The organism is Nocardia sp. NPDC003693 (assembly GCF_053981095.1).
In genome coordinates, this window is the sequence record NZ_JBSFNO010000020.1 from 71008 (window position 1) to 84103 (window position 13096).

The window sequence follows — 13096 nt, forward strand, 5'->3', positions numbered from 1 at the left end:
GCGGCCGAGTGAGCGAGGACAGAGCAATGGGTATCGAAGATCTGCGCGGTGTGACTCGCGGCGGCGTGCTGCTGCCCGGCGACCCGGGGTTCGAGGCGGCGGCGCGGCCGTGGAATGTGGCGGTGGCACAGCCGGTGTCGGCGGTCGTCACCGTCGCCGACGCCCAGGACGTGGCGGACGTGGTGAAATTCGCGGGCGGCGCCGGCCGCCAGGTGGTCACGCAGACCACCGGGCACGGCGCGACCGGCGGGATCGAGGACGCGATCCTGCTGCGCACCGCCGCCCTGGATCACATCGAGATCGACGCCGAGCGCGGGGTGGCGCGCGTCGGCGCCGGCGTGCAGTGGGGTGCGGTGCAGGCCGCGGCCGCCGCGCACGGACTGACCGGACTCGCCGGGAGCAATCCCGTTGTCGGCGTTCCCGGTTACACCCTCGGTGGCGGCTTCGGCTGGTTCGCCCGCAAGTACGGCTGGGCCTCGGACGCGGTGCGCGCCTTCGAGATCGCCGACGCCGCGGGCGGGCGGGCCCGGATCACCGCCGACTCGGACCCCGACCTGTTCTGGGCATTGCGCGGCGGCGGCGGCGATTTCGCGATCGTCACCGAGATCGAGTTCGATCTCTTCCCGGTTCCGGAGATCTACGGCGGCCGCGTCATGTGGTCCGCGGACAACACCGCCGCGGCCTTCGACCTGTTCACCGAACTCACCACCGACGCGCCCGCCGAACTCTCGGTGTGGTTGCAGCGCTACCAGATTCCCGGCGCGGCACCCACCGTCGCTATCGACTTCGCCTACCTCGGCGACCCCGCCGAGGGCCGCGAGCTCACCCGGCGACTCGACTCGCTCGACGGTGTCATCGCCGATACCCGCGGCGCGCTCACCCCCGCGCAGATCGGCCGGATCACCGCCGAGCCCACCGATCCGAGCCCCTCCCTCTCGCGCGGCGAACTCCTCACCGACCTCGGCGACGCGGTGGTCGAGACCCTCGTGGCCGCGCCCACGGCGCCGCTGCTCAATATCCAGATCCGCGGTCTGGGTGGCGCTCTCACCCATTCGGGACCCGACGACGGCGCGCGCGGTCCCATCGCCGAGCCCTACGCCCTCTACCTCCTGGGCCTGGGACTCCCGCATCTGCTCGACGACATCCGCACCCGGTTCGCCGAGATCACCGACGCCCTCGGCGATCACATCACCGGCGCCAAGCCCTACACCTTCCTGGCCCCCGGCGAATCCGCCGCCGCGGCCTTCACCCCCGAGACGCTCGCCCGCCTCCGGCAGATCAAGCGAGCACGCGATCCCCACAACGTGATTCGCGCGAACTTCCCGGTCAACGACTGACTGATCCGGTTCCGCAGCGCACCGCCCCGCCGGCGAAACATCCGGCGGGGCGGTGCTTCTCGCGCGTCGCTCCGGCTCAGGCGCGGCGCAGCGCCAGCACCGGAATGGTCCGGATGCCCGCGGTCTTCTCCTCGTACCCCGCGAAACCCGGGTAGCGGCGGGCCTGTTCGGCGTAGATGCGGTCCCGATCCGCCCCCGTGATCTCGGTGACGGCGACCGGGTAGCGCTCGGTCCCGACCTCCACCTCCCCGGTGCCCGCGGTGGTGAGGTTGTAGTACCAGTCCGGGTTGGTCGGCGCCCCGGCCTTGGACGCGAAGACATAGATGACCGCGTCGTCGTCCGCGTCGGCCAGATACATCATGGGGCTCACCAGTTCTCGCCCGGACTTACGCCCGCGGTTGTGGACCAGCACCATGGGCGCCCCCTGGAAAGGCCCGCCCACCCGGCCCTGGTTCTCCCGGAATTCGGCAATGATTTCGCTGTTCCAGTCACGAGGTTCGCTCATGCCACGGATTCTTCCGGCGCGCTGGGCTTCGCGCACGGATCTCTCGGCGCCTCGGGGTCGCACGGCGTTTCCGGTTCCGGTTGAACCCGCCGCGCCCGCACACCGTAGTTCCCAGAGAGCCGGACATCTGCGCTCCGGCCACCAGCACCGCTCGCGGACCCTCCCGCGTCCGGTCCGGAAACCCGGTCACCCACGGCGGACCAGCGCGAACCCGCCCCGGCCGAGCCGGTTCGTCGTCCCCGAATCGACTGCCGCGGAATAGTTCTCGGCAGCGGTGACGGGAGGATCGCCGCACCACGGAGGGGAGTTCGAGTCATGAACAGCGCACAACCGGTGATCCTGACCTGCTTCTACGCCACCATGGCGGCGTTGAACGGGTATCTGGTCGTCCAGATCCTCCGCCGCGCGGTTCCGCCGAATCCCGCGCCACCCGATCGGCCCCTCGACCTGTCGTCTCCCGTGGACTGGGGTACCGCTCAGCGCTGGATCGTCCCCTACCGCCTGACGGCGGCCGGGCTCTACCTCGCCGCCATCGCGTTCGTTCTCGGGTCCTTGCTCACCGGCACGGCCCGGGACGGCTCGGCGCTCCTCGCGCTGGCACCGGTCGTGGCGGATCTGATCCTTTACGCATCGTCCTATCTGGTGGTGCGCGCGCGGCTCAACTCGCGCCGTCGCCGCTAGCGGAATCCGTTGACGCCGGGCCGATTCGGGATGCGGTGAGCAGCGCGCGGGCCGTGGCGGATCCGTCCAGCACCCGGGTCACACGCTCGGTGATCCGCCAGCCTTCGGGCGTGCGGGCGAGCCGAAACCGGTTGGCGCCGGCCCGCCACACGAAGAACTCACCGTCGCGGTGCCGGATCAGGAGCGATTCGCAGACGGCCGCGGCGACGTCGCCGTCCAGGGTGACCGTCGCCGGTCCGAGGAAATGCGCCGACCCGGTCGCGATCAGCGATTGGTGGGCGGCCGAATCGACCATGGCGCGCACATCGTCCCGGCTCCGCATATGCCAGCCCTCGACGTCGTATTCGCCGTCCTCGGTCCACAGCGCGGCGACCGGCTCGGCGACCCCGGCGTCCACGAGCGGACCGTAGGAGGCGATAAGTCGCGTGATGGCCAGTTCGTCCTCGAGCCGCGACAGGCGACTCTCGAGCGCGGCCAGACGTGCTTCGTTCATGAGAGTCCTTCTGCTACAGGAGATGACGGTCGACGAGCGCGCGTAGCGCGGCGAGCTGCTCGCAGTAGTGCCCGGCGTCGGTCGCGCGCACCGAACAGGTCAGATGGGTGGCGCCCACCTCGCGCAGCGCCGTCATCCGGCGCAGCGAATCCACCTCGTCGCCTTGGGGATCCAGCGGAGCGCCCGGTGCGAGCACGAGGTCGAAATCCGGCGGCACCGTGACCGTGGCCAGCAGATCCGCGATCTGTTCGGCTCGCAGCCCGAACGGCACCCACCCGGTACCCAGGGTCACCGCCCGGCGCAGGGACCGGCGGGTGCGCCCGCCCACCCAGATCGGCACCGTGGTGCGTACGGCGTGGGGTTCGAGCACGAAGTCCTCGACCTCGTGCCGCCCCCAGGCCCGCCGCAGCCGCGTCAGCGCCGCGTCGCCCAGGGCGCCGCGGTCTTCCCAGGCCGCACCGAGCAGCGCGAATTCCTCGGTGAGCGAGCCGACGCCGACACCGAGCACCACCCGGCCGCCGCTGAGCCGGTCGAGCGTGCCGTAGCTCTTGGCCAGCGCCAGCGGATGGTGGTAGCCGAGCACGAGTACCGAGGTGGCCAGCCTGATCCGGCGGGTGTGTGCCGCCAGGTAGGACAGGGTGGCGAGCGGATCCCAGTAGGTCGCTCCCCGCACCGCGGCGGCCGCAGCGGGCACGCCGACGTGGTCGGAGCAGGTGAGGTGGTCGAAGCCGAGTTCGTCCGCGGCCCTGGCGATCCGGGTCAGTTCCTCGGGTCCGGCCGTGCGCTCCCAGGGCGACGCGATCCCGGGCACCTGGACGACAATGGGAGTCGAGAGCCCGAGTTGCAATGTCATCGTTTCACCTGCTCCGGCAAGCCCATGAGCCGGCGCATGCCCCGGTCGGCACGGGCCACCGCCGCCGCCCGATTTGGGTCGTTGCGTGACGCGGCTCCCGCCTCGTTTCCGGGCATGATGTGCACTGGTCCGTGGCCCAGCCGCGAAAGTCCTTCGCGCGCCGCATCATCGGGTTCCGAAACAGTCATCCCGGGTGCGTCGAAGTTGAGTCCGACCCGTTCCATGGCGGGCGTGCGGGTCACGCCCAGCACCAGTTCCAGTACGTCCACCCCGAACTCGCCGAGTTCGAGCCACAGGCTTTCGGTGAAGATCCGCCCGAACGCCTTCGCGCCGCCGTACACGGCGTGATGGCGCGAGCCCAGATATCCGGCCAGCGACCCGACCCGCAGAATCCCGCCCCGGCCGCGCGCTTTCATGGCGCCGCCGAAGTGGTGGATCAGTGCGAGCGGGACGGTGATGTTCAGATCTATGACCCGTTGGAACTCGGCCGGGTCCCCGTCCACGAACGGCGCGCTGTGGGTGTTCGCCCCCGCGTTGAGCACGAGCAGCCCGACTTCCAGGCCGGCGGCCGCGGCGATGATCTCTCCGACCGCACCGTCCGCCGTCAGATCGAGTGCGAGCGTGCGCACTTCGACCCCCAGCGCACGGCATTCCGCGGCCGTCGCCGCGAGCGGCTCGGCCCGCCGCGCGACCAGCAGCAGCGCGATGCCGGAGGCCGCGAGCTCCATCGCGAACGATCGGCCGACCCCTTCCGATCCGCCGGTGACGACCGCCCACGGCCCATAACGCCGCGAATCCACCTCGTGCATCGTGACTTCCTCACCTGTGAGTTCGAACCGGGCCGCCTCCAGTTCTACAAACTTCCGCCCGAAAAAACTAGAGTCAATTCTAGTTATTGGGCATAGGGTGGACCGATGCCCCGCATCCCCGACCCCCGCACCCCGGGCCGCGTCTCGACGGTCCGGCAGGTCGAGCGCCGGCGCGCGATCCTGCGCGCGGCCGCCCGACTGGGTGCGGAACACGGCCTCGAACGGGTCCAGATGAGCGAGGTAGCCCAGTCCGCAGGCGTAGCCCTCGGCACCCTGTACCGCTATTACCCATCGAAGAGTCACCTGTTCGCGGCGGTGCTGGAGGGCGCGGTCGACGACCTGCCGCAGCCGTCCCCCGTTCCCGGCGATCCGGTCGGCGGCGCGACCGAGTTTCTGGCTCACGCGGTCGGCGAACTCCTCCGCCGCCCTCGCCTGGCCCGCGCGATGCTGGTGTCGATGAACGCGGTCCGCGCGGAAGACCTTGCCCCCCAACCGGATCCCGCCGCCCCGCCCCCCGCCGCCGACCCCGCGATGCCCGCCCGCATCCTCGCCGCAGCCGGCAAGACCGACCCGACCGACGAGGACCGCCGCCTGGCCCGCCTCCTGGAACAGTGCGTCTACGGCATCCTGACCTGGGCCGTAGCCGGTCGCCTCACCGCCGAACAGGCCCGCTCGGACACCCGCAGGGCGTGCGAGCTCCTGCTGGCGCCCTGGCAGCGGTGATCGCCGCACAGCCGCGAAACGTCTCGGGATTACCCCCGGTACCGAAATGACAAGAGCCGCAGATCAATGATCTGCGGCTCTCATGGAGTGGAGCTAAGGGGAATCGAACCCCTGACCTTCTCGATGCGAACGAGACGCGCTACCAACTGCGCTATAGCCCCAGCCGCTCACCGTTTCCGGCTTGCGAGGGGAAACTTTAGCAGGTCGGTCGGCCGGTCAACGAATCGGCTGGTTACGGGTAGTTTCCGGCCCGGGCGACGCGGTAGGCCGCGCGTGTCCGGCCCGGTCTCCACTACCTCGGATCGCGGCGGCGGAGTCGGGGCCGCAGACGGGTCGAGCCGCCGCGCGCGGGGACCTTCGTCGCGATGCCCGCGCCGCGGAGCCCGGGTGCTCGGCCCGTGCCGAGCGTCTCGGTTCGGAGTGGTGTGCGGGCGCTTGCATCCGCCCGGCCCGCGCGTTCGGCCAGCGCACTCCGCCCGCCGCCCGACCCGTACCACGGCTGTGGGTTTCGCGATCATCAACAGCTCGACGCCGAGAACAATTCGTACCTCGATCGGGTGGTGGCGCAGCAGGAAGTACTCGAGGAGAGTCTGCGGTCGCGCCGCGGCCGGGGCGCCGAGGGGACTCCTTCGAGCAGGTTGAACATGACTCCGCACTCGGGTTGGCGCGCTTTCTCGGATCGGGTGTCGTGTGTTCATGGGCGAGCGTCCGGGACCGGGCAGGTATAGCCCCGTGAGATTCGAGTGCCGTGGCCGGCGGGTGGTTCGGAGCGCGGGCAGGCCGAGCGCCGGGCGAGTTGGTGGTTCGGATCGAGTGCGAGCCGAGTGCCGTAGCGAGACGGGCGATAGGGATCGCGGGTGCGGGTGGCGGGGGCGTGCCCGTGGGTGCGGCTTTCGGAAATCGGGGTGAGCCAATGGCGTGAATGAGTCAGGTGCGGGCCGGACCGTGCGGTTAATTCGGTGGGCGTCGTTGGGGATGGGTGTGGATAAGTGTGGAGAGTTTCGGGAGGGGGTGGAAATGGTTCGGGCTCAGGTGATTCCGGGGGCAAATGGGGGCGAATGGAAACTGGTCGGTCTGGGTTGTCCGGATGGGTTCGGCTGGGGGAGTGGCCGATTGCGTTGCGGGGGCGAGTCGGTCGATCGGTGCGCGGGGCGATACGGGGGTTGGAATTCGTTCGGGGCGTTTAGAACTGCCGTGTGTCCGGCGGTTCGAAGCATGCATCGCGGAGCGTGCGGATTGCGGGCGTGTGGGGGCGTCCCGAGATATCGCAGTGGGGGGTGAAAGTGAAATATCCGAATTTCAGGGGCTTGGCGTTCGAGAGCCGGTGTGCTGGGCGCGATCTAGTGTGCGATCGGCTCGGTGTACGACTCCAGGACGCGCAGGAACAGGTCCAGGCGATAGGCGCGTAGCTCGGCGCTGTCCGGCTCGAGCAGGCACTGCACCAGCGTGCCGTCGTGGACCGCGATCAGGGCGCGGCCCAGGGCGGCCGGATCGGTGACCCGGCGGCCCGCGCGTTCTAACAGAGTACCGACCACCGGGGTCAGGGCGGCGCTGATGGCGGCCTCGCGGGCGACCATCAGCCGGCGCAGCGGCGGGGTGCGCAGGGCGTGCGCGGTGAACTCCGAGGTGATGCGAAACCACTTGTCGTCCACTGGAACCGCGTCGAGCACGTGTTCCATCACCGCGCGCGGGTCGGTGACCGCCAGGTCCGCGTCCAGCACCGCTCGGACCTGGTCGAGCATAGCCGCGGAGCGCTGCTCCCACATCGCCAGGAACAGCTCCTCGAGGGAGGTGAAATTGGAGTAGAAGGCCCCGCGGGTGAAGCCGGCGCGCTCACAGATCTGCTCGACCGTGCACCGGCCGAGCCCGTCGTCGGCGAAGGCGTCGAAGGCCGCGTCCAGCAGCCGCTGACGGGTCTGCGATCGCCGCCGCTTCGTCGGCGCTGTGGTCTCCGCGCCCCCCGGCGCACTATCGGCCCTGCTCACGACCGCATCGTACCGGTGCGCCACGCCCGGTGAACGAGGGCCGGAGCTCAGCGCGTCACGACCCGGCGGCCCGGCCCGCGTCGCGTGCCGCGGTCAGCACCTCCTCGAGCATCGCGGGCGTGAGCCGCCCCGTGAAGGTGTTCTGCTGACTCGGGTGATAGCACCCGAACAGGTGCACCGGCGCCCGGTCCGGCCGGGCGCCGCCCAGCTCGTAGTGCACGGCGTGCCCGAATCGAGGCTTGGGTTTCGGTACCGCCCAGCCGGATTCGGTCAGCGCTGGCAGCAGCGCCTGCCAGCCCCACCCGCCCAGCACGACGATCGAGCGCAGCGTGGGAGCGAGCAGGCCCAGCTCGGTGACCAGCCAGTGCCGGCAGCTGTCGCGTTCGCCGGGCGTCGGCTTGTTGTCCGGCGGCGCGCAGTGCACCGGCGCGGTGACCCGGGTGCCGAGCAGTCGCAGACCGTCGCCGGGATGGGTGCTGGTGGGCTGGTTGCTCATTCCGGCCGCGTACATCGCCGCGATGAGCACGTCGCCCGCGCGATCCCCGGTGAACATGCGCCCGGTCCGATTGCCCCCGTGCGCCGCCGGAGCCAGGCCGACGACCAGCACCTCGGCATCGTCCGGGCCGAGGCCGGGAACCGGTTTCCCCCAGTAATTCTCGTCACGGAAGGCCGCGCGTTTCTCCCGCGCCACCAGCTCCCGCCACGCGACCAGACGCGGGCAGGCACGACACGCCGTGAGCCGGTTGTCCAGCTCGGCAATTGTGTGGCACACGAGAGTGACCCAAGCACATCCGCGTTCCGACCGGGCCGCAGCCCTCCGGCGTGGCGAAGATGGATACTGTTAGCCGGTAGCGGGGTGTTTGCGACAGGAAGGATCCGGGTCGGATGGCGGATATCGGCGACCTCGGCAACGCCGTCGGCGAGGCCCAGACGATCGGAAACCTGCTGGGCGTGTTCGCATTCGGAGTGTCGGGCGCGCTGCTGGCGGTGCGCCGGAACTTCGACGTGGTCGGCATCCTCGTCCTGGCCGTATGCACCGCCACCGGCGGCGGCATCCTGCGGGACCTGATCATCGGCCGGACGCCGCCCGCGGCGTTCGTGCACCTGAGCTACGGCGCCACCGCGCTACTGGCCGCGGCGGTCATCTTCTTCTGGCATCCACCGCGCCGGCTGATCCGCAAGCCCCTGCTGATCACCGACGCCGTCGGGCTCGGCCTGTTCTGCGTGACCGGCACCGTCACCGCCTTCGAGGCCGGGCTCTCGGCCACCGCGTCCGCGGCGCTGGGCGTGGTCACGGCGGTCGGCGGCGGCGTGATCCGGGACGTGCTCGCCGGCGTCACCCCCAGCGTCCTCAGCGACGGCGAGTTGTACGCGGTGCCCGCGCTGCTCGGCTCGGTCGCGACCGCGCTGCTGCTGCACTACGGCCAATACACGTCCTGGACAGGCGGTTTGGCGGGGGTGGGTGCGGTGACCCTGCGGCTGCTGGCATTGTGGCGGCACTGGCGCGCACCACTGGCCCGCCCGCATCGCCGTCGCGAGGCGGCGTGAGCGGGGCGGTCGTGTCGCCCGAGTACCCCGACCGTGGTTGATAGCATGGCGAAAGTTGGCCGCCGGGCTGTGCATCACACCCAGAGAGAGTTCCTACCAATGCGGTTTGAGATCGTCGAACGGGACGAGACGTGGGTCGCCGGGCTGCCGGTGCGCAGCCCCAAACGGGCCCTCGGCGAACTGCGCGATTCCGATCTCGAGGTGGCCTGGGCCGCGGTGCTGCACCAGGAACTCGGCGGCCCGCTGGCCTCGGCGTACATCGACTACGCGGCCGATCTGAACACCTACAACACCCAGATCGTCGGCTACCAGTGCGACTCGTTCGACGAGGTCACCCGCGGTCACATCGTGGCCCGGCTGCCGCGCGGCACCTACGCCCGCTTCTCCTCGGTCGGCAGTTTCCCGCAGGTCATGACGGATCTGTGGACGCAGATCGCCTTCGCCGAGGAGCACAAGTACATCCGGCGCACCCATACCGGCGATTTCGAGACCTACCCGCACGCGTACAAGATCGAGCTGTACCTGGCGGTGGAGCCCTCGTGACCTATTCCATAGTGGTTCGGCCCGGCGGCGTGTACGGCGGGCTCGTGGTGCCGCGGGTGCGGCCGTCGTTCAAGGTCAGCAACAGCGACCTCATCGAGTTCCTGCGCGATCGGTTGCGCGATCGTGATGGTGATCCTCGTCCCCTCGCCACGGTCTACGTGCCCGATCCGGCCGGGAATTACAACGTTGTCGTCGCCTACGAGTACCGCACGGCCGACGACGCGCCCGCCGGCGATGTCCTGATCCGGGTGCCCAAGGGCGTGTACGCCCGATTCCAGCCCAACGGCGACTATCACGACCCCGCCGAGGACGTATGGGCGCAGGTAGACGACGCGACGGCGTCCGCGGAGATCACCCGCGCCTACCGCGAGGAGATCGAGATCTGGTCCGGCCCCGCCGAGTTGGAGCTCTTCATCTCCATCCTGATCTGATTGCTGATTGTTAGCTAATTGAGAACCAACCGGTCTTGTCATTGGGTTACATGACTGATAGCAATGGTTTGACCAGGGGTGATTTCTAGACGTCCATTCGGGTTTCGGGAGATTTGCCGGACGTCTGGACAATTTCTTGCGGCTGGCGGATACTCCCTAGGTGCCTGTACCGGGTGCGGTTGATACATGACCGTATCGGTCAGGGGCTCGGTAGTAGCGCGGGGGCCCGCGCAGCAACGGAGTAGGGAACTGTATGGCTGTGGAAGTAGTCGCAGTCGTCCCGTCGGATTTGGGCGATGAGGACTTGCTGCGATTCCAGGATGCGTCCTCGGGGTGCACCTTCTGGATAGGTACACCGCAGGCGCATCCCGGGCTGTGGCGCCGGAACATGGCGGGTGCGCTGCGCGCATACCGTCGCTATGGAGTCGAAGCCGCACTCGATTACGACAAAACTGCCGATGGTCGTTCCAGTGCGCTGTTCGTCACCGCAATCGACGCTTTCGGTGAAGTGGTCGCGGGCCTGCGAGTTCAGGGCCCTTACACCCATGTGGACGAGGTCAACGCGCTTTCCGCCTGGTCCGGACATCCCGGAGAAACCGCACTGCGTAAACGGGTTGCCGATCGGATACCGCAAGGTGTCGTCGAGGTGAAAGCTGTGTGGGCGGACCGGGCCCTGGATCGCGCGCAGCGCCGGGCGCTCGGCGCGGCCCTGGACCGGTGCGTTGTGCACGTCACCAACCTGCTGGACGCTCGGTACGGCTTCGTCACAGCCGGCGAGCACGCCGCGTCGGGTTATCGCACCAGCGGGGCGCGCTCGGACTGGTGGATTCCGGCGGTACCGTTTCCCGACCAGCGTTATCGGACTATTCCACTGTGGTGGGACATGGAGTCCTACCGGTCAGTAGCTGATGAGTCGCAGCTTGCCCTGATCGATGCGGAACACATAGCCCTGTCGGCCGGCGGTGACGCACTGACGGCCGATCTGTCCGGTATCGGAGGAACCGCCTAAATATGAATCCCGACAATGCCGCGGTTGTCTCCTATCGACCGCAGTTTTTCGATGAATCCGATGCCGTGGACGCGCACCGGCTCGCCGAATTGCGTGCCGATTCCGGCATCGAATTCATCGACTTACGGGATTCGCTCCGCGTCGAATTCTCCGAATTGGTAGCACCGCCCGAATTGTCGGAAGGGCCGGAAGCGGATCGCTGGGTTTTCTATCCCTGGCGTAATTCGGTGATCGGCCTACCCGGGCCGGAATTGCTACGCACGGTTCGATTGGATCGCAACCGCAACAAACTGACGCGCGCCGAACAACAAACGCTCGTGAAACAGACGATCGGAGTGGTCGGCCAAAGCGTCGGACACGCGATTGCGCATACGCTCGCCATGGAAGGTAGCTGCGGCCGCATCAAACTGGCCGACTTCGACACCATCGAGCTGGCGAACCTGAACCGAATTCCCGGCTCGCTCTTCGACATCGGCGTGAACAAGTCCGTGGTGACCGCGCGCAGGATTGCTGAGATCGATCCCTACCTGCCGGTCGAGGTCTTCACCGACGGACTGACCGACGCCAACGTCGACGACTTCTTCCGGGGTCTCACCATCGTGGTCGAGGAGTGCGACTCGCTCGATATCAAGCTCGCGGTCCGCGAAGCCGCACGGCGCTACGAGATTCCGCTGCTGATGGAGACCAGCGACCGCGGCCTGCTCGACATCGAGCGCTACGACCTCGAACCCACGCGCGAGCCCTTTCACGGTCTGCTCGGCGGCGTCGGCCGATCGGATCTGCGCGGACTCACCACGCGCGAGAAGGCGCCCTACGTGGTGCGCATTCTCGACGCCTTCGGGCTCTCGGATCGATTCGCCGCCAGCCTCGTCGAAATCGACCAAACCCTGGACAGCTGGCCGCAACTCGCGGGCGACGTGCAACTCGGCGGCGCGACGGTGGCCGCGGCCGTCCGGCGCATCGGACTCGGCGGCGCGCTGCCCTCGGGCCGCACCCGGGTGGATCTGAGCACGAGCCTGGACGCGATCGCCGAACCCCCGCCGGTGGCCGAGCTGACCTGGCCCGAACAGCCCGCCCTCACCGTGCCGCGGACCGATGTGGACGCCGTGCTCGCGTGCGCCCAGCTCGCGCCCTCCGGCGGCAACGTGCAGCCCTGGAAGCTGCGCCGCGAGCCCGCGGCCGTGGTCATCGAACTCGATCCGGCCCGCTCCTCGGGCATGGACATCGGCTACCGCGGCAGCGCGGTCGCCGTCGGCGCGGCGCTGTACAACGCGCGGGCCGCGGCCGCGGCCCGCGGACTGCTCGGCGAATCGGAACTGCGCACCGGCGCGCCCGGGCGGCACAGCATCGATCGCGCGCCGCTGACCGCCGTGCTGCACTTCAGCGACTGGAGCGAACCGGAGCTGGCCCGCGCGTACCCGGACCTGCTGACCCGCGTCACCAATCGGAACCTGGGTACCGGCGAACCGGTCGATCCGGGCGTACTGCACCAGCTGGCGACCACCGCCGCGAAAGCCGACGGCGGCCTGCGCTGGATCTCGGACGCGGACGACCTGGAGACCGCCGCCGTCCTGCTGGCCGCCTCGGACCAGTACCGCTACCTGACCCCGGTCCTGCACGCGGAGATGTTCTCCGAACTCCGCTGGCCCGCCGACGACCTGCGCACGGGCCTGGACCTGCGCACCATGGAACTGGCCCCCGACGAGTTCGCCAAGCTCGACATCGCGCGCCGCGCCGATGTGATGGATCGAATTCGGGAATGGAACGGCGGTGTCGCGCTGGGCGAGCCGACCCTCGATCGGGTGCGCTCGGCCTCGGCCCTGGCCGCGGTCACCTTCCCCACGCCATCCCTGGGTGATCCGGCCGAATTGATCGCCTACGCCCGCGCCGGGGAGACCCTGCAGCGGGTCTGGATCGAGGCGCAGCGACACGGGCTGACGGTGCAACCGGTGTCACCGGTGTTCCTGTTCGCCCGACAAACCGAGGATCTACGCACGGTTTCCCCGGAGTTCGCCGATACACTAACGTCACTTCAAGGCCGTTTCCTGGACCTGTTGGGAGTGCCCGAGCACGAGACCGTGGCGTTGGTACTTCGCCTGAGCTATGCGGCGGAGGTCACGGCCCGGAGCCGGCGGCTCCCGATACCGGGTGCGGAAAGCCGCTGATGGGATCGGAGACA

At 69.2% G+C, this 13096-nt stretch carries 14 protein-coding genes and 1 tRNA gene; 8 read left to right on the forward strand and 7 right to left on the reverse strand.

What is annotated here, in order from left to right:
- Positions 1-26 precede the first annotated feature (26 nt).
- The gene (locus ACWDOP_RS22175; protein WP_456346596.1) at positions 27-1337 is read left to right on the forward strand and encodes an FAD-binding oxidoreductase; all 1311 of its coding nucleotides are present in this window, start codon (positions 27-29) and stop codon (positions 1335-1337) included.
- A 76-nt stretch (positions 1338-1413) separates the two neighbouring features.
- On the opposite strand, the gene ACWDOP_RS22180 is transcribed toward ACWDOP_RS22175, so the two are convergent.
- Positions 1414-1842, reverse strand: coding sequence for a nitroreductase/quinone reductase family protein (locus ACWDOP_RS22180; protein WP_454201799.1), 429 nt, complete (start codon positions 1840-1842; stop codon positions 1414-1416).
- Positions 1843-2157: 315 nt separating this feature from the next.
- Here ACWDOP_RS22180 and ACWDOP_RS22185 point away from each other — a divergent pair, with 315 nt between their 5' ends.
- On the forward strand, positions 2158-2523 hold the full coding sequence (locus tag ACWDOP_RS22185; RefSeq protein WP_456346597.1) for a hypothetical protein: 366 nt from the start codon (positions 2158-2160) through the stop codon (positions 2521-2523).
- On the opposite strand, the gene ACWDOP_RS22190 is transcribed toward ACWDOP_RS22185, so the two are convergent.
- Genes ACWDOP_RS22190 through ACWDOP_RS22200 form a run of 3 tightly spaced genes read right to left on the reverse strand, consistent with a single transcriptional unit; the run spans position 2501 to position 4678 of the window.
- A complete protein-coding gene (locus ACWDOP_RS22190; protein WP_456346598.1) occupies positions 2501-3016 on the reverse strand; it encodes a nuclear transport factor 2 family protein in 516 nt (171 codons plus the stop codon). The genes ACWDOP_RS22185 and ACWDOP_RS22190 overlap by 23 nt on opposite strands.
- Positions 3017-3029: 13 nt before the next feature.
- The gene (locus ACWDOP_RS22195) at positions 3030-3863 is read right to left on the reverse strand and encodes a TIGR03619 family F420-dependent LLM class oxidoreductase (RefSeq protein ID WP_456346647.1); all 834 of its coding nucleotides are present in this window, start codon (positions 3861-3863) and stop codon (positions 3030-3032) included.
- 2 nt (positions 3864-3865) lie between these two features.
- Positions 3866-4678 carry an SDR family NAD(P)-dependent oxidoreductase gene (locus ACWDOP_RS22200; protein WP_456346599.1) on the reverse strand — a complete coding sequence of 271 codons (813 nt, stop codon included), beginning with the start codon at positions 4676-4678 and terminating at the stop codon, positions 3866-3868.
- A gap of 105 nt (positions 4679-4783) precedes the next feature.
- Here ACWDOP_RS22200 and ACWDOP_RS22205 point away from each other — a divergent pair, with 105 nt between their 5' ends.
- The gene (locus tag ACWDOP_RS22205) at positions 4784-5401 is read left to right on the forward strand and encodes a TetR family transcriptional regulator (protein ID WP_456346600.1); all 618 of its coding nucleotides are present in this window, start codon (positions 4784-4786) and stop codon (positions 5399-5401) included.
- 88 nt (positions 5402-5489) lie between these two features.
- Here ACWDOP_RS22205 and ACWDOP_RS22210 read toward each other — a convergent pair.
- From ACWDOP_RS22210 to ACWDOP_RS22220, 3 genes are all read right to left on the reverse strand, one after another.
- Positions 5490-5562: transfer RNA gene (locus ACWDOP_RS22210), tRNA-Ala, on the reverse strand.
- A gap of 1179 nt (positions 5563-6741) precedes the next feature.
- On the reverse strand, positions 6742-7386 hold the full coding sequence (locus ACWDOP_RS22215) for a TetR/AcrR family transcriptional regulator (RefSeq protein WP_456346601.1): 645 nt from the start codon (positions 7384-7386) through the stop codon (positions 6742-6744).
- A gap of 55 nt (positions 7387-7441) precedes the next feature.
- Entirely contained in the window at positions 7442-8158 is a 717-nt protein-coding gene (locus ACWDOP_RS22220) for a uracil-DNA glycosylase (protein ID WP_456346602.1), read from the reverse strand.
- Between the two features lie 113 nt (positions 8159-8271).
- Between ACWDOP_RS22220 and ACWDOP_RS22225 the strand changes: the two genes are divergently transcribed.
- The 5 genes from ACWDOP_RS22225 (at position 8272) to ACWDOP_RS22245 (ending at position 13082) form a co-directional block, all read left to right on the forward strand.
- Complete coding sequence (locus tag ACWDOP_RS22225) at positions 8272-8934, forward strand: trimeric intracellular cation channel family protein (RefSeq protein ID WP_454201806.1); 663 nt, start codon at positions 8272-8274, stop codon at positions 8932-8934.
- Between the two features lie 99 nt (positions 8935-9033).
- A complete protein-coding gene (locus ACWDOP_RS22230) occupies positions 9034-9477 on the forward strand; it encodes a GyrI-like domain-containing protein (RefSeq protein ID WP_454201807.1) in 444 nt (147 codons plus the stop codon).
- Entirely contained in the window at positions 9474-9908 is a 435-nt protein-coding gene (locus ACWDOP_RS22235) for an effector binding domain-containing protein (protein WP_454201808.1), read from the forward strand. Before ACWDOP_RS22230 ends, ACWDOP_RS22235 begins: the two co-directional genes overlap by 4 nt.
- 253 nt (positions 9909-10161) lie before the next feature.
- Positions 10162-10917 (forward strand): hypothetical protein, encoded by a 756-nt coding sequence (locus tag ACWDOP_RS22240; RefSeq protein WP_456346603.1) that lies wholly within the window; start codon positions 10162-10164, stop codon positions 10915-10917.
- Between the two features lie 2 nt (positions 10918-10919).
- Positions 10920-13082: an Rv1355c family protein gene (locus tag ACWDOP_RS22245; RefSeq protein ID WP_456346604.1), complete on the forward strand. Its 2163-nt coding sequence runs from the start codon at positions 10920-10922 to the stop codon at positions 13080-13082.
- The last annotated feature ends 14 nt before the right edge of the window (positions 13083-13096 follow it).

What these genes read in the sequence shown, in the direction of transcription:
- ACWDOP_RS22175 (WP_456346596.1), top strand. Translation starts at nt 27, where the DNA reads ATGGGTATCGAAGATCTGCGCGGTGTGACTCGCGGCGGCGTGCTGCTG.
- ACWDOP_RS22180 (WP_454201799.1), bottom strand. Translation starts at nt 1,842, where the DNA reads ATGAGCGAACCTCGTGACTGGAACAGCGAAATCATTGCCGAATTCCGG.
- ACWDOP_RS22185 (WP_456346597.1), top strand. Translation starts at nt 2,158, where the DNA reads ATGAACAGCGCACAACCGGTGATCCTGACCTGCTTCTACGCCACCATG.
- ACWDOP_RS22190 (WP_456346598.1), bottom strand. Translation starts at nt 3,016, where the DNA reads ATGAACGAAGCACGTCTGGCCGCGCTCGAGAGTCGCCTGTCGCGGCTC.
- ACWDOP_RS22200 (WP_456346599.1), bottom strand. Translation starts at nt 4,678, where the DNA reads ATGCACGAGGTGGATTCGCGGCGTTATGGGCCGTGGGCGGTCGTCACC.
- ACWDOP_RS22205 (WP_456346600.1), top strand. Translation starts at nt 4,784, where the DNA reads ATGCCCCGCATCCCCGACCCCCGCACCCCGGGCCGCGTCTCGACGGTC.
- ACWDOP_RS22225 (WP_454201806.1), top strand. Translation starts at nt 8,272, where the DNA reads ATGGCGGATATCGGCGACCTCGGCAACGCCGTCGGCGAGGCCCAGACG.
- ACWDOP_RS22230 (WP_454201807.1), top strand. Translation starts at nt 9,034, where the DNA reads ATGCGGTTTGAGATCGTCGAACGGGACGAGACGTGGGTCGCCGGGCTG.
- ACWDOP_RS22240 (WP_456346603.1), top strand. Translation starts at nt 10,162, where the DNA reads ATGGCTGTGGAAGTAGTCGCAGTCGTCCCGTCGGATTTGGGCGATGAG.
- ACWDOP_RS22245 (WP_456346604.1), top strand. Translation starts at nt 10,920, where the DNA reads ATGAATCCCGACAATGCCGCGGTTGTCTCCTATCGACCGCAGTTTTTC.